The following is a 21,152-nucleotide window of genomic DNA, read 5'->3' on the forward strand; positions in this document are numbered from 1 at the left end:
CGCCGTCCCTGGAGGGTCGTTCCGTCGAGCGCTGCCCGGGCATTGCCGCGCGTGGTCATGAAGCGGGCGGGGGCGCGGAAATAGAGATGGCTGGCGGCGAAGCGCTCGCGCAGGGCCGGGGTCAGGTTCATCGCTGCGGCCAGAACATCCCCGCGGCCTTCAGCCAGCGAGTCCGCGAGGGTGTCGAAGCGGCGCGGCTGGATCGTGCAGGTCCAGGCGAGCTTCTCGCAGACGGCGCGGGCGAGCTCGACCGAGAAGCCGGTCAGCGCCCCGTCCGGCCCGGCGAAATGGAAGGGCGGGTAATCGTCATCGGCGAGGAAGCGCACGACGCGCGGCGGGCCGGGCTCCGGCCGGTCGAGCCGGATGCGCGGGTCCCAGAGATTGGGGATGGCGATGCGCGGCGGCTCCTGCGCCAGGGCCGTGGCGGCGGTGAGGAGCGAGACGGCGAGGGCGAGCGCGCGAAGCATCTCGCCTATGTGGCGTGTGATGCGAACACGGATCAAGGGCCCAAAAAGGCCGTCATGCTCGGGCTTGACCCGAGTATCTCCTGCCGGATGTGGCTCGCTGCGCCTGCTCGTCGTGAGGTTCTCGGGTCGAAGCTACGCTTCGCTCGAGAATGACGGCCTCTATCCGCCCAGGCTCGCCGCCGTCGCCTTTGCGCCCTTGTCGAGGAGCGAGGCGAGGTGTGCGGTCACCGGTTTAGTAAACCGCTGGTCGCCCGGTAGGTCGCTGCCGAAGATCGCCTCGATGCCGGTGAGGGCTTCGGCTAGCGCGCTTGCATCCCGCCCAGCGGCTTCCGTGCGGCGTTTGAGTTCCGCCACCAGCGGATCGCGAACATCGATGGCGCCGCCCTTCTCGTCGGTACCTGTGACGTAGCGCATCCAGGCGGCGACGCCGAGCGCGAGATGATCGATCGGCGCTCCTGCCTTCAGCCGCTCGCGGATCGTGCCGAGCAGGCGCTGCGGCAGCTTCTGCGAGCCGTCCATGGCGATCTGCCAGGTGCGGTGGCGGATCGCCGGGTTCTGGAAGCGGGTGAGGAGCGCCTTGGCATAGTCCCCGAGCACGACACCCTGCGGCGCGGGCACCGTCGGGATGATCTCGGCCCAGAGCCCTTCGAGGAAGCGGGCGAGGACGGGATCGCCGCTGGCTTCGGCGACCGTCTCGTGGCCCGCGAGATAGCCGAGATAGGCGAGCGAGGAATGCGCGCCGTTCAGCATGCGCAGCTTCATGAACTCGAAGGGCGCGACCTCGGAGACCATCTGGGCGCCGACTTCGTGCCAGTCAGGGCGGGCGGCGGCGAAGACATCCTCGATCGCCCATTGCCGGAAGGGCTCGCCAATCACGGGGGCGGCGTCCTCAAGCCCGGTCAGCCGGGCGACTTCGGCGATATCGGCCTCGGTCGTCGCGGGCACGATGCGGTCGACCATCGTCGCCGGGAAGGCGCCGTTGGCCTCGATCCAGGCGGCGAGCTTGTCGTCGGTCAGCGCCGCGAAGTCGCGGACGAGGCCGCGCAGGACATGGCCGTTGGAGGGGAGGTTGTCGCAGCAGAGCGCGGTGAAGGGGCCGAGCCCGGCATCGCGGCGCGCCTTCAGGCCGGCGACGAGGATGCCCACTGCCGAGCGCGGCGCGTGGGGATTGGCGAGGTCGTGGACGATATCGGGATGATCGGCCTTGAGCCGGCCGGTCGCCGGATCGTGGCAATAGCCCTTCTCGGTGACGGTGAGCGAGACGATGCGGGTCTCGGGAGCGGCCAGCTTTGCGATGAGAGCCGACGGGCTTTCCGGCGCGACGAGGACGTCGAGAACCGAGCCGATGACGCGCAGTTCCGGCCCCGTGGGCGCGAGCTTGAGCAGGGTGTAGAGCCCGTCCTGCGGCTTCAGCCTGTCGCGCTGGTCGGGGCGCTGGAGGCTGGCGCCCACGATGCCCCAGGCGCCGAAGCGGCTCTCCAGTGCGTCCTCGGTATATTCGGCGAGGTGGCCGCGGGCGAAGGCGCCGAGGCCGAGATGAACGATGCCGGGCTTGAGAGTGGCGCGGTCATAGGCCGGACGGCGGACCGAGGCCCGCAGATCGGCGAGCGTGGAAGCGGAGAGGCGGGTCACAGCTTGTAGGCCTCCTTGGCGAGGCGATAGGCGAGGTCATGGGCGACCTCGGCCGCCTCGTCCTCTTCCAGCCGGTGCTCGGCGACGAGCTTGGCGAGATAGGCGCAGTCGACGCGGCGCGCGACATCGTGGCGTGCCGGGATCGAGAGATAGGCCCGGGTGTCGTCGTTGAAGCCGACGGTGTTGTAGAAGCCGGCCGTCTCGGTGGTGAGTTCGCGGAAGCGCAGCATCGCTTCCGGCGCATCAAGGAACCACCAGCCCGGCCCAAGCCGCAGCGCCGGGTAATGGCCGGCGAGCGGCGCGAGCTCGCGCGAATAGGCTGTTTCGTCGAGGGTGAAGGCAATGACGGTGAGGCCCGACTCGTTGCCGACGGCGTCGAGCAGCGGCTTCAGCGCTTCCACGTAATTGGTCTCGGTCGGGATATCGCAGCCCATGTCACGGCCGAAATGCTCGAACAGCACCGCGTTGTGATTGCGATGGGAGCCCGGATGGATCTGGAGAACGAGCCCGTCATCGAGGCTCATCTTGGCCATCTCGGTCAGCATCTGGCCGCGGAACAGGTCGGCGTCCTTGGCCGAGACCTTGCCCTTCAGGATCTTGGCATAGAGCTTCTCGGCCTCCGCATCCGAGAGATTGGCGGTGCGGGCCGTGGCGTGGCCATGGTCGGAGGAGGTGGCGCCGCGCTGCTTGAAATAGGCGCGCCGCTTGCGATGGGCGGCGAGGTAGCCGGTCCACGAGCCGATATCCTCGCCCGTCAACTCGCCGAGCTTTTCGAGATTGTCGGCGAAGCCCTCGAACTCGGGATCGACCACGCTGTCAGGCCGATAGGCCGTCACGACCTTGCCGCCCCAGCCGGACTCGCGGACCATGTCATGCCAGCGCAGATCGTCGAGCGCGCCTTCGGTCGTGCTGATCGCCTCGATATTGAAGCGCTCGAACAGGGCGCGGGGACGCAGTTCAGGCTCTTCCAGCTTGGCGGCGATGCGGTCGTAGATCTTGTCGGCGTTGTCCGGCGTGAGGCGCTCGTTGATGCCGAAGACGGTCGAGGCGGCATGCTCGAACCAGAGCCGCGTCGGAGTGCCACGGAACAGGTGCCAGTGATCGGCGAAGAGCTTCCAGATCTTGCGCGGATCGCCCTCGACCGGCCCGCCATCCTTTCTGGTGATGCCGAGCTGTTCCAGCCGGACGCCCTGCGAATAGAGCATGCGGAAGATGTAGTGGTCCGGCTTGACGAAGAGGGTCGCCGGATCGGGAAAGGCGTTGTCCTCGGCATACCAGCGCGGATCGGTATGGCCGTGCGGCGAGATGATCGGCAGGTCACGGACCGTGGCGAAGAGCCGGCGCGCGATGCCGCGCGTCACCGGATCGGCGGGGAAGAGGCGATCGTCGTGCAACAGCATGGGGCATCTCCATCGGTCGCACCGATCTCTAGAGCCGGCTGCGGCAGGGGTCAATCACCTGGTATACTAGTGCGCCAGACAGCGACTTCTGCCCATCGGGGATTGCGCCGGCAGCGGGCTTGCCTTCGTCGGCTTTCCCGCGCCATCTTCACGCCGCAACGGCATCGGAGCGATGGATATGACGACGCGGCGTGAACTCCTGGCGGGGGCGGGACTGGCAGCGCTGGCGGCGCAGCTTCCCGTCGTCGCGCTGGCCCAGGCGAAGGACAGCGTCACCATCGCGCAGACGCTGGAGCCGCCGACGCTCGATCCGACCTCCGGCGCCGCACAGGCGATCCGCGAGGTGACGCTGCAGAACATCTTCGAGGGCCTGGTCAAGATCGACCGCACCGGCAAGATCCAGCCCTGCCTCGCCGAGAGCTGGCAGATTGCCGACGACAACGTGACCTATCGCTTCAAGCTGCGGCAGGGCGCGAAATTCCATGACGGCACGCCCTTCACTGCCGAGCAGGTGAAATTCTCCTTCGAGCGCGCGGTCGCACCCGATTCCACCAACGCCCAGCGCCAGCTCTTCACGCCGATCGCCGAGATCACGACGCCGGACCCGGCGACCGTGGTGATCAAGCTGAAGCAGCCGACGGCGAATTTCCTGTTCGGGCTCGCATGGGGCGATGCCGTGATCGTGGCGCCGGCCACGGCCGCCAACAACAAGACCGAGCCGGTCGGCACCGGTCCATTCAAGTTCGTGCGCTGGAACCGTGGCGACCGGCTCGAGCTTGCCCGTTTCGACGGCTACTGGGGCGAGAAGCCGGCGCTGGCCAAGGCGATCTTCCGCTTCATGTCCGATCCGCAGGCGCAGGTCGCGGCGCTCAGGGCCGGCGATGTCGACGCCCACACCAATCTCTCGGCGCCGGAGGCCGTGCCGCAGCTCAAGGCCGATCCCAAGCTCAAGGTCACGATCGGCGGCACCGAGGGCGAGACGGTGCTCGCCACCAACAATGCCAAGCCGCCCTTCGACAATCTCAAGGTCCGGCAGGCGATTGCGCATGCGCTCGATCGCAAGACGATCGCGCTCGGCGTCTACGGTTTCGACGTCAACCTGATCGGCAGCCATTTCTCGCCGCTGCACCCGGCCTATCTCGATCTTACCGGCACCTACCCTTACGACCCCGCCAAGGCCAAGGCGCTGCTGGCCGAGGCCGGCTTCCCGAACGGCTTCAACTGCACGCTGAAGCTGCCGCCGCCATCCTATGCCCGCCGCTCCGGCGAGATCGTGGCGGCGCTGCTGTCCCAGGTCGGCATCAACGCGGCGATCGAGCCGCTGGAATTCCCGCAATGGCTGGAGCGGGTCTTCCGCAACAAGGATTACGATCTCAGCATCATCGCCCATACCGAGCCGCTCGACATCGATATCTATGCGCGCGACGGCTACTACTTCCAGTACAAGAATCCCGAGTTCAAGGCGCTGATCGCCAAGATTTCGGAGACGCTGGACGAGGGCGCCCGCAACGAGCTCTACAAGCAGGCGCAGCGCAAGCTGGCGCAGGACGCGGTCAACGGCTTCCTGTTCATCCTGCCCAAGATCACGGTGGCGAACGCCGCGCTGGAGGGCATGTGGACCGACTGGCCGCTGCCGGTGACGCCGCTGGCGGAATTGCGCTGGCGGTGAGGTTGATAGACCTTTCTCGGACGTCATTCCGGACAAGCGGCGCAGCCGCGCCGATCCGGAATCCATCGAAGGGCGTTGATGCTCTACGATGGATTCCGGGTCTCCCTGCGGTCGCCCGGAATGACGGCGTGGAGAAGCTAGACCTGTGATCGGCTATATCCTGCGCCGGCTCGTCGCGCTGGGCCTAACACTGCTTGCCGCGGCGGTGGTGATCTTCGTTGTGCTCGAAATCCTGCCGGGCGATCCGGCTGCGGTGACGCTCGGCCTCAATGCGGCGCCCGAGGCGCTGGCCGCGCTGCATGCCGAGATGGGGCTCGACAAGCCGGCGGTGCTGCGCTTCTTCATCTGGCTGGGTGGGCTCGTCACCGGCGATCTCGGCCAGAGCTATACCTATCGCGTCCCAGTGCTGCAGCTCATCGCCGAGCGCATGGCGGTGACGCTGCCTCTGGCGCTGATGGCCATCGCGCTGGCCACCGCGATCGGCATCCCGCTCGGCATGCTCGCGGCCTCGCGCCATGGCAGGCTGGCCGATGCCGGGGTGATGGCCTTCGCGCAGGCCGGGCTTGCGATCCCGAATTTCTGGTTCGGCCTGCTGCTTGTGCTCGTCTTCGCGGTCGGGCTCGGCTGGCTGCCCGCCGGCGGCTTTCCGGGCTGGCAGGCGGGGGTCGGCGTCTCGCTGAAGGCGCTGTTGATGCCGGCGATGGCCTTGGCGCTGCCGCAGGCCGCGATCATCGCGCGCGTGACGCGCTCCTCCATGCTCGACACGCTGCAGGAGGATTTCGTCCGCACCGCCCGTGCCAAGGGGCTGAGCGAAGGCACGACGATGCGCCGGCATGCACTGCGAAACGCGCTGATCCCGGTCGTCACCATTCTCGGGCTCCAGTTCTCGGTGCTGATCGCCGGCGCCATCATCATCGAGAACGTCTTCGCGCTGCCGGGGCTGGGGCGGCTCGTCTTCCAGGCTATCGCCCAGCATGACCTGATCGTGGTCAAGGACCTCGTCATGCTCTTCGCGGGGCTGGCCATCCTGATCAATTTCGCGGTCGAACTGCTCTACGGGCTGATCGATCCGCGCCTCAGGCAGTCATGAGCGCGGTCGAGGACAAGGCGCCCGGCGGCAAACGGCACTGGTGGCTCGCGCCGTCCTTCGTGATCGGCGTGGTGCTGGCCATGCTCGTCGTGGCCGCGGCGCTGATCTCTTACGTCTGGACGCCCTACCAGCCGACGCAGATGATGATCCTGAACCGGCTGAAGGGGCCCTCGGCCGCGAACTGGTTCGGCACCGACCAGTTCGGCCGCGACGTGTTCTCGATGATCATGGTCGGCGCGCGCAATTCGCTGGCGGTGGGGCTGGGCGCGGTCGGCATCGGCATGGTCGCGGGCACCGCGCTGGGGCTGGCTGCCTCGGTGCGGCGCGACGGCATCCTCGACCATATCATCATGCGCACGGCCGATTTCACCCATGCCTTTCCGGCCGTGCTGACCGCGATCATGATGACCGCAATCGTCGGGCCGGGCATGCTCAACGCGATCGTCGCCATCGCCGTGCTGAACCTGCCCTATTTCGCGCGGCTCGCGCGCGGGGCGGCCTTGCAGGTCTGGGCGCAGGACTTCATCCAGGCGGCGCGGGCGGCGGGGCTCAACAACCGGCAGATCACGCTGCGTCATGTCCTGCCCAATATCGCCGGCATTTTGGTGGTGCAGGCGACGATCCAGTTCGCGCTGGCGGTGCTGGCCGAGGCCGGGCTGTCCTATCTCGGATTGGGCACGCAACCGCCGAACCCGTCCTGGGGGCGGATGCTCAACGAGGCGCAGACCTTCATGGCGGCGCAGCCCTGGCTTGCGATCTTTCCGGGTGCCGCGATCGCGTTGACCGTGCTCGGCTTCAACCTGCTCGGCGACGGCCTGCGCGACGCAGTCGATCCGCGCCTGCGGCGGGCTCGGTAGGGAACATCACAGGGAAGGGCAGGCCATGGATCTGCAACTCGAAGGCAAGCGCGCGCTGGTGACCGGCGGCAGCAAGGGCATCGGCCTCGCCGTTGCGCGGCAACTCGCGCGCGAAGGTGTCGATCTCGTCATCGCCGCCCGTAGCCAGGGCGAGCTCGATGCGGCGGCTGCGGCGCTCGCCGCCGAGACCGGTCGGAAGGTCGTTGGCATCGTCGCGGATACCGCCAGCAACGATTCAGTGAAGCGCCTCGTCGCGGGGGCCGTCGCCGCGCTCGGCGGGCTCGACATCCTCGTGAACGCGGCCGGCAAGCCCGGTGGGCAGGCGCCGCCGCCGAAGCTCGCGGAGATCACCGACGCCCTGTTCTGGGACGACGTGAACGTGAAGGTGATGGGCTATCTGCGGGTCGCGCGGGAGGCTGCGCCGCATATGGCCGCCAATGGCTGGGGCCGGATCATCAATATCAGCGGGCTCGCGGCGCGCTCGACCGGCTCGACCATCGGCTCGATGCGCAATGTCGCGGTGGCGGCACTGACCAAGAACCTCGCCGACGAGCTCGGGCCGCAGGGCATCAACGTCACGGTCGTCCATCCCGGCCTGACGCGGACGGAGAAGACGGTACCGCTGATCGCAGCCAAGGCGGCGGCAAGCGGCAAGAGCGAAGCGCAGATCGAGGCCGGCATGGTCTCGAACGTCACCATCGGGCGCCTGGTCGATGCGGCGGAGGTCGCCGACATCGTCGCCTTCCTGGCGTCGCCACGCAGCGTCGCGATCAATGGCGATGCGATCGCCTGCGGCGGCGGAATCCGCGGGGCCATCCACTACTGAAGGCTGCGTGCCGTCAGAACAGCAGATGCGGCGCGAAGAGCGCGAGGCTCATGAAAACGATCGCGGCGGCGCCCAATCCGCCGCCGACGAAGGCGAGCAGCGCCACGCCGGTGATGATCGAGGCGGATACCACGACGATGCCGATCTGGAGCAGGCCGGAGGCGATCTCGAAATTCTCGTTGCGGGCTTTGTGGTCGTCGCGCTGTTGTTCGGCGGCCTTGGCCCGCGCGGCCAGCTCCTTGCGGCCCTCATTGGTCTCCGGTTCGGTATCGTAGCGGGCGGCCGTCGCCTTCCAGGCGTCGATACGCTTCTGCATGCGGTCGCGCGCCGCGGTGTCCGTGATGCCGGCGAGATCGAGCTCCATCGCCTCGGTCGCGGTGCGCACGACCGTGCCGCGGATCGTCTTCGCCTGGAAGAAGGCCCAGAGGTTGGAGGCCTCGATATTCTTGGCGACCGCCTCGTTTTCGGCGTTCTTACCACCGATCTCGGCCAGCGCCAGCAGGAGCGCCAGCACGGCGATCAGCAAGGCGAGTTTCTTGTTGCCGCTTTCCGGAATCTCGACCGGCTCAGACATCGAATCACCCTCAGCGTCGCTGGTGCCTTGTGAGGGCGTTCCGTTGCGGCATCAAGGGGTACCAGCGGCCGGCGCGCGGGTGGGCGGCGTCGTAGGCGGCCATCAGGCGGGCCGAGTCGATGCGGGTATAGATCTGCGTGGTCGAGAGCGAGGCGTGGCCGAGCAGCTCCTGGATGGCGCGCAGGTCGCCGCCGCGGCCGAGCAGATGCGTCGCGAAGGAATGGCGCAGCGCATGCGGCGTGGCCGAGGAGGGAAGTCCGAGCGCGCCGCGCAGGCCCTCGACGGCGAGCTGGATGATGCGCGGCGAGAGCGGCCCGCCCTTGGCGCCGACGAAAAGCGGGCCTTCCGGCGGGAGCCGCCAGGGGCAGAGCTTGAGGTATTCCGTGATCGCCGCGATCACGACGGGTAGCACCGGCACCATCCGCGTCTTGCTGCCCTTGCCGATGACGGTGAGCGTATCGCCGGCCTGCTGGGGCGCCTGGGCGCGGGCGAGCGAAAGCGCCTCGGAGATGCGCAACCCGCTGCCATAGAGCAGGCCGAGCACCGCGGCGTCGCGAGCGAGGATCCATTGCTCGCGCTCCTCGTCGGCGCGGCTGTTGGCCTGGGTGACGGCACGGGCGGCCGAGGGTTCGAGTGGGCGCGGCAGCGACTTGCCGAGGCGCGGGCCGCGCGTCGCGGCGAAGGCCGCGGCGGTGAGCTTCCCCTGGCGCTCGCCGAAGCGGGCGAAGGAGCGGAGCGCCGCAAGCTGGCGCATCAGGGTTCGGTTGCCGACGCCGTCGCGCCGTCGCTGGCCGAGGAAGGCGCGCAGGTCGACGGGCTTGAGCGCAGCGATGTCGGACAGGGTGGGGGCTCCGCCGAGATGCTCGGTCAGGAAGGCCGCGAACTGGCCGAGGTCGCGGGCATAGGCTTCCAGCGTCTTCGGCGAGAGACGGCGTTCCGCCGAGAGATGCGAAAGCCAGTCGCGCCGGAAGGAGTCGAAATCGGTCATGCGAGAAGGATGACGCTCCTGCCTTAACAGCAGCCGAATCGATGCTAGATACGAGTGCGAAACACGCCGTCATCCTGGACGAGCCGCGTCAGCGGCGCCGATCCGGGATCCATCGTAGAGCGCGACGCCTTACGATGGATCCCGGGGCAAGCCCGGGATGACGGCGGTGGTGTTTGTGACAATGGCGCAGTTCGATCTGATCGACGACAATAGGGAAGAGACGGGGCCGGCCGGCACGGTCGACGTGCTGATCCCGCTCGGGCTCGATCAGGCCTATAGCTATGCCGTGCCGGCCGGGCTCGTCCTCAAGCCCGGCGATGTCGTGCAGGTACCGCTCGGGCCGCGGGAGACCGTCGGCGTCGTCTGGGATGTCGGACGCGGCCGCGGCGGCAACCTCAAGAAGGTCACCGGCAAATACGACATGCCGCCGCTCGATCCGGCCTTGCGCAAGCTCGTCGACTGGGTGGCCTGGTATACGCTGGCACCTAAAGGCTCGGTGCTGGCGCTGGCCCTGCGCCGACAGCCCGACGACACGCCGGAGCGCCCGAAGCTCGGCGTCCGGCTCGCAGGAGCGCCGCCCGGCCGCATGACGCCGGCGCGGGCGCGTGCCATCGCCGCAGCCGAGGGCGGGCTGCTGATCGCGAAATCGGCGCTGGCCGAGGCGGCTTCGGTGAGTGCCGCCGTGATCGATTCCCTCGTCGATGCCGGCACCTTCATCGTCGAGCCCTTGCCGCGCGAGGCGATCGCGGCCTTGCCCGATCCCGACCATGCCGTGCCGGAGCTTTCGGACTGGCAGGGCGAGGTCGCGCAGGCGCTGGTAGCATCCGTACAGGCGAAGGCGTTCGGCGTCTCATTGCTCGAAGGCGTCACCGGCTCGGGCAAGACGGAGGTCTATTTCGAGGCGGTTGCCGAGGCGATCCGGCTCGGCCGCCAGAGCCTGATCCTGATGCCGGAAATCGCGCTGACCGCGCAGTTCATCGACCGGTTCGAGGCCCGCTTCGGCGTCAGGCCGGGCCTGTGGCACTCGGCCGTGACGGGCCGCAAACGCGAGCGGCTGCAGGCGGCGATCGCCTCGGGCGAGGCCAAGGTCGTGGCCGGCGCCCGCTCGGCCCTGTTCCTGCCCTATAGCGATCTCGGCCTCATCGTCGTCGATGAGGAGCATGAGAGCGCCTACAAGCAGGAGGACGGCGTCTCCTATCATGCCCGCGACATGGCAGTGGTGCGGGGCCGGATCGAGAATGCGCCGGTGGTTCTCGCTTCGGCGACGCCATCCCTGGAGACCCGCGTCAATGCCGAGCGCGGGCGCTATGCCCATCTCAAGCTGCCAGAGCGCTTCGGCGGACGCGAACTGCCGCAGCTCGGCCTCGTCGACCTGCGCCGCGACAAGCCGGAGCGCGGGCGCTGGCTCTCGGGCGCGCTGATCAAGGCGGTCGAGGCCAATCTGGAGGCGAAGGAGCAGTCGCTGCTCTTCCTCAATCGGCGCGGCTATGCGCCGCTGACGCTGTGCCGGGATTGCGGCCACCGCTTCCAGTGCCCGAACTGTTCAGCCTGGCTGGTCGACCACCGCTTCCGAAGGGCGCTGGTCTGCCATCATTGCGGCCATGTCGAGCGCCGGCCGCACGAATGCCCGGCCTGCCACAAGCCGGAGAGCCTCGTCGCCTGCGGGCCGGGTGTCGAGCGGTTGGCCGAGGAGGTCGCGACGCTTTTTCCACAGGCGCGTTCGATCGTACTCTCCAGCGACTTTCCGGGCGGGACGGAACGCCTGAAGACGGAATTGATGGCGGTGGCCGAGGGCGCGTTCGACATCGTCATCGGCACGCAACTCGTCGCCAAGGGCCATAATTTCCCGGGAATGACGCTGGTCGGCGTGATCGATGCCGATCTCGGGCTGACGTCCGGCGATCCGCGTGCGGCCGAACGAACCTTCCAGGCGCTCAGGCAGGTCACGGGTCGCGCAGGACGGGGAGAGAAACCCGGCCGCGCCCTGCTTCAGACGCATGACCCCGAGCATCCCGTGCTCAAGGCCCTGATCTCGGGCGACCCGGAGCGGTTTTATGCCGCAGAGGAGGCTTCGCGGGAGGCTGCCGGCCTGCCGCCGTTCGGCCGGCTGGCGGCCCTGATCGTCTCCGCGAACAACCAGGCGGAGGCCGAGAGCCATGCCCGGGCGCTGGCGCGCTGCGCCGAGGCGGGCGACGGAATCATGGTGCTGGGGCCGGCGGAAGCGCCGCTTGCGGTGCTGCGCGGGCGCCATCGCATGCGTCTGATCGTCAAGACGGGGCGCGAGATCAACCTGCAGGATTACCTGCGCGCCTGGCTGAAACGGGCACCCCGGCCCAAGGGCTCCGTCCGGGTCGCGGTCGACGTCGATCCGCAGAGCTTCCTTTGAAGAGCTGAAAGGCGCGGCGAAAACCCCGCTTATGAAGGGCAATCAGCGATTGCGCGGCCCGGAACCGCATGCTAGTGCACCGCCACATTTCGGTCGCGAAGTCGTCTTGCCGGCTTTGCGCCTATGATACTCGCAGTGTCGGGAGCATACACTCCACCTTCGTCAGGAAGGTCGCTGGTGTGGTCCCTTGAAACGAGAGACGGGAAGCGTGGCTGAAGGCGGATCGCAGGGGACATTGGTGTCGGGCGTAGCTCAGCGCTATGCCACCGCTCTGTTCGAGCTGGCTGAGGAGAGTGGTGCGATCGACACCGTCGCAGCCGCTCTGGACAGCTTCAACGGCCTGCTCGCCGAGAGCGAGGATCTGACCCGCCTGATCGAGAGCCCGGCCTTCACCGCCGAGGAGCAGGTCGCGGCGATCAAGGCCGTGCTCGCCAAGGCCGGCATTACCGGCCTCGCCGCCAATTTCATCGGCCTCGTCGCCAGCAAGCGCCGCCTCTTCGCGCTGCCGGGCATGATCGCCGGTTACAAGCGTCTGGTCGCCGAGGCCAAGGGCATCGTCTCCGCCGAGGTGACGGTCGCCGAAGAGCCGACGGCCAAGCGCGTCGACGAAATCCGCGCGGCGCTGAAGGGCGTCGCCGGCAAGGATGTCGACGTCTCGATCAAGATCGATCCGACCCTGATCGGCGGGCTCATCGTCAAGATGGGCTCCCGCATGGTCGACGCGTCGCTGAAAACCAAACTCAATTCAATTCGTCTTGCCATGAAAGAGGTCGGCTGATGGACATCCGCCCCGCTGAAATCTCCGCCATCCTGAAGGCTCAGATCTCGAATTTCGGCTCGGAAGCTTCGGTCACCGAAGTCGGCCAGGTTCTCTCCGTCGGTGACGGCATCGCCCGCGTCTACGGCCTCGACAAGGTCCAGGCCGGTGAGATGGTCGAATTCGAGTCCGGCGTCCGCGGCATGGCGCTCAACCTCGAGAGCGACAATGTCGGCGTCGTCATCTTCGGCAACGACCGCGAGATCAAGGAAGGCCAGACCGTCAAGCGCACCGGCGCCATCGTCGACGTTCCCGTCGGCAAGGAGCTGCTCGGCCGCGTCGTCGACGCTCTCGGCAACCCGATCGACGGCAAGGGCCCGATCAAGGCCAAGGAGCGTCGCCGCGTCGACGTCAAGGCGCCCGGCATCATCCCGCGCAAGTCGGTGCACGAGCCGATGGCGACCGGCCTCAAGGCGGTCGACGCCCTGATCCCGATCGGCCGCGGCCAGCGCGAGCTCATCATCGGCGACCGCCAGACCGGCAAGACCGCGATCGCGCTCGACACGATCCTGAACCAGAAGCCGCTGAACGCCGAAGGCGCCCCGGAGAGCCAGAAGCTCTACTGCGTCTACGTCGCCGTCGGCCAGAAGCGCTCGACCGTCGCCCAGCTCGTGAAGGTGCTCGAGGAGCGCGGCGCGATGGAGTATTCCATCGTCGTGGCGGCCACCGCGTCCGACCCGGCCCCGATGCAGTTCCTGGCGCCGTTCGCCGGCTGCTCGATGGGCGAGTTCTTCCGCGACAACGGCATGCATGCCGTCATCATCTATGACGACCTCTCCAAGCAGGCCGTCGCCTACCGCCAGATGTCGCTGCTGCTGCGCCGCCCGCCGGGCCGCGAAGCCTATCCGGGCGACGTGTTCTATCTCCACTCCCGCCTGCTCGAGCGCGCGGCGAAGATGGGCGAGGCCGCCGGCCTTGGCTCGCTGACCGCTCTGCCGGTCATCGAGACCCAGGCGAACGACGTGTCCGCCTATATCCCGACCAACGTGATCTCGATCACCGACGGCCAGATCTTCCTGGAGACGGACCTGTTCTACCAGGGCATCCGCCCGGCGGTGAACGTCGGCCTCTCGGTGTCGCGCGTCGGTTCGTCGGCGCAGACCAAGGCCACCAAGAAGGTCGCCGGCAAGATCAAGGGCGAGCTCGCCCAGTATCGCGAGATGGCCGCCTTCGCCCAGTTCGGCTCGGACCTCGACGCGGTCACGCAGCGCCTGCTCAACCGCGGCGCCCGCCTGACCGAGCTCTTGAAGCAGCCGCAGTTCTCGCCGCTCAAGATGGAAGAGCAGGTCGTGGTGATCTATGCCGGCGTGAACGGCTATCTCGATGCGCTGCCGGTCAACAAGGTTCGTGCCTTCGAGGACGGCCTGCTCTCGCTGGTGCGCGGCAAGCATGCCGACATGCTCAACGAGATCGGCACGTCGAAGGACCTGTCGGACGCCAACGCCGCCAAGCTCAAGGACATCGTCGCGGGCTTCGCGAAGTCCTTCGCCTGATCCGCAGGCGTCCTGGTCGGGCCTGGCCCGACCATCCACGTCTTCGCCGCGCATGCGGCGAGCGTGGGAGATGAGACCGAGGTTCAAGACGTAGATGGTCGACGCAAGGTCGACCATGACGGGGTGAGAGCGCCACATGCCTTCTTTGAAGGACCTTAGAAACCGCATCGCTTCGGTGAAGTCGACGCAGAAGATCACCAAGGCCATGCAGATGGTCGCGGCTGCGAAGCTGCGCCGGGCGCAGATGGCCGCCGAGGCCGCGCGCCCCTATGCCGAGCGCATGGAGACGGTGCTGTCGAACCTCGCGTCCGGCGTGACCGGTTCGAGCGCGCCGCGCCTCATCGCCGGCACGGGCGCCGACAAAGTGCATCTGCTGCTGGTGCTGACCGCCGAGCGCGGCCTGTGCGGCGCCTTCAACTCCTCGATCGCGCGGCTTGCCCGCGACAAGGCGAATGCGCTGAAGGCCGAGGGCAAGACGGTCAAGATCATCTGCGTCGGCAAGAAGGGCTACGACATCCTGCGTCGCCAGTTCTCGGCGGAGATCATCGAGTTCATCGATCTGCGCGAATTCAAGCAGGTCGGGTTCGTCAATGCCGAGACGATCGCCCAGAACGTGCTGGCCCGCTTCGCCAATGGCGAGTTCGACGTCGCGACGCTGTTCTTCTCGCGCTTCCGCTCGGTGATCGCCCAGATCCCGACCGCGCAGCGCATCATCCCGGCCGAAATTCCGGAAGGGACGAAGCAGGCCGACGCGGTGTACGACTACGAGCCGGAAGAGGGCGAGATCCTGGAGGCGCTGCTGCCGCGCAACCTGACCGTCCAGATCCTGCGCGGGCTGCTCGAGAACGCCGCCTCCGAACAGGGCGCGCGCATGTCGGCGATGGATTCCGCCACGCGCAATGCCGGCGAGATGATCAAGAAGCAGACGCAGATCTACAACCGCTCGCGCCAGGCGATGATCACGAAGGAACTGATCGAGATCATCTCCGGCGCGGAAGCGCTCTAACCGCCTAATCTTCGCCGGTGGCGTGAGCCGCCGGCTGCCGTCACATCCGAATGCGCTAGTCCCGAGGTTCCGCCATGGCCAAAGCCGCTACCAAGACCACCAAGAAGACCGCCGACGAGAAGCCCGCCAACACCGGCACCGGCCGCGTTGCCCAGGTCATCGGCGCCGTCGTCGACGTGCAGTTCGACGGCGCCCTGCCGGAGATCCTGAACGCGCTCGAGACCGACAACCTCGGCAACCGCCTCGTCCTCGAGGTCGCCCAGCATCTCGGCGAGAACACCGTCCGCACCATCGCGATGGACTCGACCGAAGGCCTGGTCCGCGGCCAGTCGGTCACCGACACGGGCGCCCCGATCGCGGTTCCGGTCGGCGACGAGACGCTCGGCCGCATCATGAACGTCATCGGCGAGCCGGTCGACGAAGCGGGCCCGATCCTGACCACCGCCACCCGCGGCATCCACCAGCCGGCCCCGGCCTATTCCGAGCAGTCGACCGAGGCGCAGATCCTCGTCACCGGCATCAAGGTCGTCGACCTGCTGGCTCCCTACGCCAAGGGCGGCAAGGTCGGCCTGTTCGGCGGCGCCGGCGTCGGCAAGACCGTGCTGATCATGGAGCTGATCAACAACGTCGCGAAGGCGCACGGCGGCTACTCGGTGTTCGCCGGCGTCGGCGAGCGCACCCGCGAGGGCAACGATCTCTATCACGAGATGATCGAGTCCAACGTCAACAAGGACCCGAAGGAGAACAACGGTTCGACCGCCGGCTCCAAGTGCGCCCTGGTCTACGGCCAGATGAACGAGCCCCCGGGCGCCCGCATGCGCGTCGCTCTCGCCGGCCTGACCATCGCCGAGGACTTCCGCGACAAGGGCCAGGACGTTCTGTTCTTCGTCGACAACATCTTCCGCTTCACGCAGGCCGGCTCGGAAGTGTCCGCACTGCTCGGCCGCATTCCGTCGGCGGTGGGCTATCAGCCGACGCTGGCGACCGACATGGGCAACCTGCAGGAGCGCATCACCACCACGAACAAGGGCTCGATCACCTCGGTGCAGGCGATCTACGTCCCGGCGGACGACCTGACCGACCCGGCGCCTGCGACCTCGTTCGCCCACCTGGACGCCCGTACCGTGCTGTCGCGTTCGATCGCGGAAAAGGGCATCTACCCGGCGGTCGACCCGCTCGACTCGACCTCGCGCATGCTCTCGGCCGATATCGTCGGCGAGGAGCACTACGCTGTCGCCACCGCGGTCCAGCAGACGCTGCAGCGCTACAAGTCGCTGCAGGACATCATCGCGATCCTGGGCATGGACGAGCTCTCGGAAGACGACAAGCTGACCGTGGCGCGCGCCCGCAAGATCGAGCGCTTCATGTCGCAGCCGTTCTTCGTCGCGGAAGTCTTCACCGGCTCGCCGGGCAAGCTCGTCCCGCTCGAAGACACGATCAAGGGCTTCAAGGGTCTGGTCGAGGGCAAGTACGACCACCTGCCGGAAGCCGCCTTCTACATGGTCGGCTCGATCGAGGAAGCCGTCGAGAAGGCCCAGCGCCTGGCCGCCGAGGCCGCGTAAGGTTGACCGAACACGTCATGCTCGGGGCTTGAGCCCTGAGCATCTCATGACCAGAAACCGCTGGTTTCCGAGATGGCCGGGTCAAGCCCGGCCATGACGAGCCGGGGAGAGTGACACGATGGCCACCTTCAAGTTCGAACTCGTCTCGCCGGAGCGCATCCTGTTCTCGGGCGATGTCGTCAGCGTCATCATCCCCTCGGTCGAGGGCGAGATGACTGTGCTCGCGGGCCATGCGCCGCTGGTCGCGACGCTCAAGGCCGGCATCGTCTTCGTCCAGACGACCGAGAGCAACGGCAAGGAATTCTTCGTCAATGGCGGTCTCGTCGAGATCAACCAGGCTTCGACGACGATCCTGGCCGAGCAGGGCCGCTTCCTCGAGGATGTCGACACCGCCGTCCTCGACGCCGAGATCCTGACTGCCGAGACCCGTCTCGCCGGTTCTCACAACGACGACGAGAAGAAGCGCCTGCAGGATACGCTGGTGCAACTGCGCGAGTTCAAGCACGTCTTCGAGCAGCGCAAGGCGGCCTGATCCGCCTCTCAGCTTCGGACTATGGAAAGGGCCGCGCGAGCGGCCCTTTTTCATGCGTAGCTGATGAATTCCAGGAGCGACCCGTCGGGGTCGCGGAAATAGACGCTGGTGCCGTGGCCGCCCCGGCCGAAGCGCTGCACCGGCCCGAGCTCGATCGCGATCTTCTGCCGCGCCAGATGGGTGATCGCTTCGGCGATCGGCCCCGGCCAGACGAAGCAGAGATCGCTGCCGCCCGGCGGGACCGGCAGGCGCGCCACCGGCGTCGGGTCGAGGCCAGGCCCGTGGCAGTTCAGTTGTGCTCGCCCGATGCGATAGGCGAAGCCGTTGCCGTTCGCCACGATCTCGGCGCCGATGACGTCGTGGTAGAAGGCGTTCGAGCGTTCCCAGTCCGAGACATGGATGACGCAATGGTCGAGCTCGACGAGGTTCATCTCGATCCTCCTTCTCCGATGGCGGGGGAAGCGAAGGCGGCGAAGGCCTCAGCGACCTTTTCGTAGACCGCTCGCTTGAACGGCATGATCAGCCCCGGCATCTCGGCGAGCGGGCGCCAGCGCCATTCGCTGAATTCCGGCGGCTCGTCGCCATTGGGCTTGCCGATATCCATCGCCTCTTCGCTGCCGGTAAAGCGGAAGGCGACCCAGCGCTGGCGCTGGCCGCGAAAGGCGGAGAGCTTGTGCCATGGGCCGTCATAGGGCGGGAAGTCGTAGCTCCACCACTCGTCGGTCACGGCCAGCAATTCGGCCTGCGTGACGCCGGTCTCCTCCTCCAGCTCGCGGCGGGCGGCGGCGACGATGTTCTCGTCGGGGTCGATGCCGCCTTGCGGCATCTGCCAGTCGAAGCCGGGCAGGACGATCTCGGGGCCGGCGCTGTGCGAGCGGCCGGCGAAGACGAGGCCCTGCGCGTTGAACAGGGCGATGCCGACATTGGGGCGATAGGGGAGGCTCATGGCGCGAGCATAGGGCGGCGATTGGCGCAGCGGAACCGGCGCCAGATCATTCCTTCGGCTGGGGGACGACGCAGGCGAGCAGGCCGGGAAAGCGCTGCTCGATATCGTCGCGGCGCAGCGCGTTCATCCGGGTCACGCCCTCGTTGCGGGTGCGGATCAGCCCGGCCTCGCGCAGCACGCGGAAATGATGCGAGACGCTGGATTTCGGCCGGTCGCCTTCAAGCGCCTGGCAGCTCTGTTCGCCCTCGGTCGCGAGCCGGCGGACGACTTCCAGCCGGAACGGGTCGCTCAGAGCGTGGAAGACGTCTTCGAGCGCGATCTCTTCGGAGGCGGGCAGGCGGGCATGTCGCATGGGTGCAGCCTATCACAGGATTTTGAACTTGCCAAAGTTCGAAAAATATCGAACTATCGAAGCATCAAAACCCCCTGCGCGGAGCCGCATCATGCCTGGTCTGTTCGACCCTTTCAGCCTGAAGGGCATCACCCTTCGCAACCGCATCGTCGCCTCGCCGATGTGCCAGTATTCGGCGCAGGACGGCGTCGCCAGCGAGTGGCACCGGGCGCATCTCGCCGGCCTGGCGCGCGGCGGCGCCGGCCTCGTCGTGATCGAGGCGACCGGAGTCTCGCCGGAAGGCCGGATCACGCCCGGCTGCCTCGGGCTCTGGAACGACGGGCAGGCGCAGGCGCTGGCGCCGATCGTCGCGGAGATGCGCAAGGCCGGCGCCGTCAGCGGCATCCAGATCGGCCATGCCGGGCGCAAGGCCAGCGCCAACCTGCCCTGGGAAGGCGACGACCATATCCCCGCCAACGACGCGCGCGGCTGGGAGACGATCGCGCCGTCTGCCGTCGCGCACGGTGGCGGCCTCCCGCGCGTGCCGCGCGCGATGACGCTGGACGATATCGAGCGCGTCCGCGGCGATTTCGTCGCGGCCGCCGAGCGGGCCCGCGATATCGGCATCGAGTGGCTGAAGCTGCATTTCGCTCATGGTTATCTCGCGCAGAACTTCCTCTCGCCGCATGCCAACAAGCGCGACGACGCCTATGGCGGCAGCTTCGAGAACCGCAGCCGCTTCCTGATCGAGACGCTGGCCGCCGTCCGCAAGGTCTGGCCGGAGAACCGGCCGCTCTCGGCCCGGCTCGGCGTGATCGAGTATGACGGGCGCGACGAGGAGACCTTGAGCGAGGCGATCGCGCTGGTGAAGCGCCTGAAGGAGGAGGGGCTCGACTTCATCGATGTCAGCGTCGGCTTCTCGACGAATGAGGCCAAGATCCCGTGGGGTCCGGCCTTCCTCGCGCCCGTCGCCGAGCGGGTGCGCCGCGAGACCGGCCTGCCGGCCTCGACGAGCTGGTACATCAGCAAGCCCGAGCAGGCCGATGCGCTGATCCGCGAGGGCAAGGTCGATCTGGTGACGCTGGGCCGGCCGCTCCTGGCCGATCCGCACTGGCCCTATGCCGCGGCGCAGGCGCTCGGCGTCGAGAACCCGGCCTGGGCGACCCTGCCGGCGCCTTACGCGCATTGGCTGGCGCGCTATCGCGCGGCTTGAGGGCGTTTGATCCGACAAGGGGTATGCGACGAGGGGCCTTTGGGCCCCTCGTTCGTTTGCAGGAGGAACCAAGGTCGATCCGCTGCGACACTGGCGCCGGCTTCCCGTCGCGGAGGAGGCAAGCGCCGGGCGCGATCTGAATCGTGACGGAACTTCCGTCATGTTGACGGCATTTCAACATTTTATGATGTCAAGAAGACGGGACGCGCGGATATGCCGTGCTCCAGACAGCCAGGCGCCCGGAGGCTGGACATGCCGATCGCTTCGCCCTCTCACTCCTCGATGTTGTCCCGGCGCAGGTTCGGGCGGCTGGCGGTGGGAGCCGTGGCGGCTTGTGCCGGAGGTGTCGGCGCGGGGCGCGCGCAAGGAAGCACGGCCGTTCGCTTCGCCCTGGACCGGCGTTTCGACGCGCTGACTGCGCCTTTCCTGGCGGCCCAGGACAAGGGTTATTTCGGCAGCGAGGGGCTCGATGTCGTGATCGAGCCCGGCAATGGCGCGCGCGCCATGCTGCAGCGCCTCGCGGCCGGTGCGCAGGATGCCGGCTTCGGCGATATCAATGCGCTGATCCGGTTCCGCGACGAAAATCCGGGAGCCGATCTCAAGGCCGTGATGATCATCCATGACCGGCCGGGTTATGCCCTGATCGGTCGCAAGAGCCGGGGCGTCACGACGGCACCTGCGAGCCTCGAGGGGCGCAAGCTCGGCACGGCCAGCATCGATGCCAGCTTCGCGCAATGGCCGCTCTTCAAGAGCCTCAACAAGATCGACGACAGCAAGATCAGGATCGAGACGATCGGCCTGCCGGTGCGCGAGCCGATGCTGGCCTCGGGCGAGATCGATGCCCTCTTCGCCTTCGGCCCCTCGACCGCCGTCTCCTTGAGGGCGCGCGGCGTGCCGGGCGAGGACATCGTGCTGATGGAAATGGCCGATCACGGCCTCGTCCTCTACGGCAGCGCGGTAATCGTCTCCGGCAAGCTCATCGCGAGCAAGCCGGATGCGGTGCGGGGGCTCGTGCGCGCCGTCATGCGCGGCACGCGCGATGCCGTCGTCAATCCCGGCGCCTGCGCGCAATTCGTCCTGCGCCGCAACGAGAGCGCGCAAGTCGAAGTGGAGCGCGACAAGCTCATCGCCGTCGTCGAGCGCAACATCCTGACGCCCTATGTGCGGGCCCATGGGCTGGGCGGGATCGATCGCGAGCGCTGGGCACAGGCTCTCGACCAGCTCGCCCTGACAGGGGCGTTCCGCGACAAGGCGCGGGCGGGCGATGCGTTCACGGATGCCTACCTGCCGCCTGCCGGCGAACGCATGTTCTGAGCGCATCGTTACGCTGGGAGATGATGCGCGAGACACGGGTGACAGCCGG

The 21,152-nt window shown here is 67.6% G+C and carries 20 protein-coding genes; 12 read left to right on the top strand and 8 right to left on the bottom strand.

The genetic code is table 11. The features are described from left to right. The 3 genes from JHD80_RS18795 to uxaC all read right to left on the bottom strand — a co-directional run. A partial coding sequence (locus JHD80_RS18795) for a transporter substrate-binding domain-containing protein (RefSeq protein WP_199090519.1) occupies positions 1-467 on the bottom strand: 467 nt, incomplete at its 3' end. Positions 468-626: 159 nt separating this feature from the next. Continuing rightward, complete coding sequence (locus JHD80_RS18800) at positions 627-2,099, bottom strand: mannitol dehydrogenase family protein (protein WP_199090521.1); 1,473 nt, start codon at positions 2,097-2,099, stop codon at positions 627-629. Further along, on the bottom strand, positions 2,096-3,499 hold the full coding sequence (gene uxaC, locus JHD80_RS18805) for a glucuronate isomerase (RefSeq protein ID WP_199090529.1): 1,404 nt from the start codon (positions 3,497-3,499) through the stop codon (positions 2,096-2,098). The genes JHD80_RS18800 and uxaC overlap by 4 nt, the downstream gene beginning before the upstream one ends. A gap of 178 nt (positions 3,500-3,677) precedes the next feature. Here uxaC and JHD80_RS18810 point away from each other — a divergent pair, with 178 nt between their 5' ends. The 4 genes from JHD80_RS18810 (at position 3,678) to JHD80_RS18825 (ending at position 7,941) form a co-directional block, all read left to right on the top strand. Next, positions 3,678-5,168 carry an ABC transporter substrate-binding protein gene (locus JHD80_RS18810; RefSeq protein ID WP_199090531.1) on the top strand — a complete coding sequence of 497 codons (1,491 nt, stop codon included), beginning with the start codon at positions 3,678-3,680 and terminating at the stop codon, positions 5,166-5,168. Between the two features lie 145 nt (positions 5,169-5,313). Next, on the top strand, positions 5,314-6,258 hold the full coding sequence (locus JHD80_RS18815) for an ABC transporter permease subunit (RefSeq protein ID WP_199090533.1): 945 nt from the start codon (positions 5,314-5,316) through the stop codon (positions 6,256-6,258). After that, positions 6,255-7,115 carry an ABC transporter permease gene (locus JHD80_RS18820; RefSeq protein WP_199090535.1) on the top strand — a complete coding sequence of 287 codons (861 nt, stop codon included), beginning with the start codon at positions 6,255-6,257 and terminating at the stop codon, positions 7,113-7,115. Before JHD80_RS18815 ends, JHD80_RS18820 begins: the two co-directional genes overlap by 4 nt. A gap of 25 nt (positions 7,116-7,140) precedes the next feature. Continuing rightward, positions 7,141-7,941 carry an SDR family NAD(P)-dependent oxidoreductase gene (locus JHD80_RS18825; protein WP_199090537.1) on the top strand — a complete coding sequence of 267 codons (801 nt, stop codon included), beginning with the start codon at positions 7,141-7,143 and terminating at the stop codon, positions 7,939-7,941. A gap of 13 nt (positions 7,942-7,954) precedes the next feature. Here JHD80_RS18825 and JHD80_RS18830 read toward each other — a convergent pair whose 3' ends face one another. After that, positions 7,955-8,515 (bottom strand): DUF4337 domain-containing protein, encoded by a 561-nt coding sequence (locus tag JHD80_RS18830; RefSeq protein WP_199090539.1) that lies wholly within the window; start codon positions 8,513-8,515, stop codon positions 7,955-7,957. A gap of 10 nt (positions 8,516-8,525) precedes the next feature. Continuing rightward, positions 8,526-9,503: a tyrosine recombinase XerC gene (locus tag JHD80_RS18835; protein WP_199090541.1), complete on the bottom strand. Its 978-nt coding sequence runs from the start codon at positions 9,501-9,503 to the stop codon at positions 8,526-8,528. 181 nt (positions 9,504-9,684) lie between these two features. Here JHD80_RS18835 and JHD80_RS18840 point away from each other — a divergent pair, with 181 nt between their 5' ends. The 6 genes from JHD80_RS18840 (at position 9,685) to JHD80_RS18865 (ending at position 17,299) form a co-directional block, all read left to right on the top strand. Continuing rightward, entirely contained in the window at positions 9,685-11,889 is a 2,205-nt protein-coding gene (locus JHD80_RS18840) for a primosomal protein N' (RefSeq protein WP_199090587.1), read from the top strand. 208 nt (positions 11,890-12,097) lie between these two features. After that, a complete protein-coding gene (locus JHD80_RS18845; protein WP_199090543.1) occupies positions 12,098-12,667 on the top strand; it encodes a F0F1 ATP synthase subunit delta in 570 nt (189 codons plus the stop codon). Continuing rightward, positions 12,667-14,199: a F0F1 ATP synthase subunit alpha gene (atpA, locus tag JHD80_RS18850; protein WP_199090545.1), complete on the top strand. Its 1,533-nt coding sequence runs from the start codon at positions 12,667-12,669 to the stop codon at positions 14,197-14,199. Before JHD80_RS18845 ends, atpA begins: the two co-directional genes overlap by 1 nt. Positions 14,200-14,335: 136 nt before the next feature. Further along, on the top strand, positions 14,336-15,205 hold the full coding sequence (locus tag JHD80_RS18855) for a F0F1 ATP synthase subunit gamma (RefSeq protein ID WP_199090547.1): 870 nt from the start codon (positions 14,336-14,338) through the stop codon (positions 15,203-15,205). A gap of 74 nt (positions 15,206-15,279) precedes the next feature. Then, the gene (gene atpD, locus JHD80_RS18860; protein ID WP_199090555.1) at positions 15,280-16,767 is read left to right on the top strand and encodes a F0F1 ATP synthase subunit beta; all 1,488 of its coding nucleotides are present in this window, start codon (positions 15,280-15,282) and stop codon (positions 16,765-16,767) included. Between the two features lie 118 nt (positions 16,768-16,885). After that, positions 16,886-17,299 carry a F0F1 ATP synthase subunit epsilon gene (locus JHD80_RS18865; RefSeq protein ID WP_199090557.1) on the top strand — a complete coding sequence of 138 codons (414 nt, stop codon included), beginning with the start codon at positions 16,886-16,888 and terminating at the stop codon, positions 17,297-17,299. 50 nt (positions 17,300-17,349) lie between these two features. Here the strand turns inward: JHD80_RS18865 and JHD80_RS18870 are convergent, their stop codons facing one another. From JHD80_RS18870 to JHD80_RS18880, 3 genes are read right to left on the bottom strand one after another with little or no spacing between them, the layout of a single operon-like run. Further along, entirely contained in the window at positions 17,350-17,730 is a 381-nt protein-coding gene (locus JHD80_RS18870) for a VOC family protein (protein WP_199090559.1), read from the bottom strand. Further along, positions 17,727-18,245, bottom strand: coding sequence for an RNA pyrophosphohydrolase (locus JHD80_RS18875; RefSeq protein ID WP_199090561.1), 519 nt, complete (start codon positions 18,243-18,245; stop codon positions 17,727-17,729). Before JHD80_RS18875 ends, JHD80_RS18870 begins: the two co-directional genes overlap by 4 nt. 46 nt (positions 18,246-18,291) lie before the next feature. Further along, complete coding sequence (locus tag JHD80_RS18880; protein ID WP_199090563.1) at positions 18,292-18,597, bottom strand: ArsR/SmtB family transcription factor; 306 nt, start codon at positions 18,595-18,597, stop codon at positions 18,292-18,294. Between the two features lie 91 nt (positions 18,598-18,688). On the opposite strand from JHD80_RS18880, the gene JHD80_RS18885 reads away from it, so the two are divergent. Both JHD80_RS18885 and JHD80_RS18890 read left to right on the top strand, forming a co-directional pair. Then, entirely contained in the window at positions 18,689-19,789 is a 1,101-nt protein-coding gene (locus JHD80_RS18885; protein WP_199090565.1) for an NADH:flavin oxidoreductase/NADH oxidase, read from the top strand. A 252-nt stretch (positions 19,790-20,041) separates the two neighbouring features. Beyond that, positions 20,042-21,103: an ABC transporter substrate-binding protein gene (locus JHD80_RS18890; RefSeq protein WP_199090575.1), complete on the top strand. Its 1,062-nt coding sequence runs from the start codon at positions 20,042-20,044 to the stop codon at positions 21,101-21,103. Positions 21,104-21,152 lie beyond the last annotated feature (49 nt).

This window comes from Allobosea sp. ASV33 (assembly GCF_016428755.1).
Classification (GTDB): domain Bacteria; phylum Pseudomonadota; class Alphaproteobacteria; order Rhizobiales; family Beijerinckiaceae; genus Allobosea.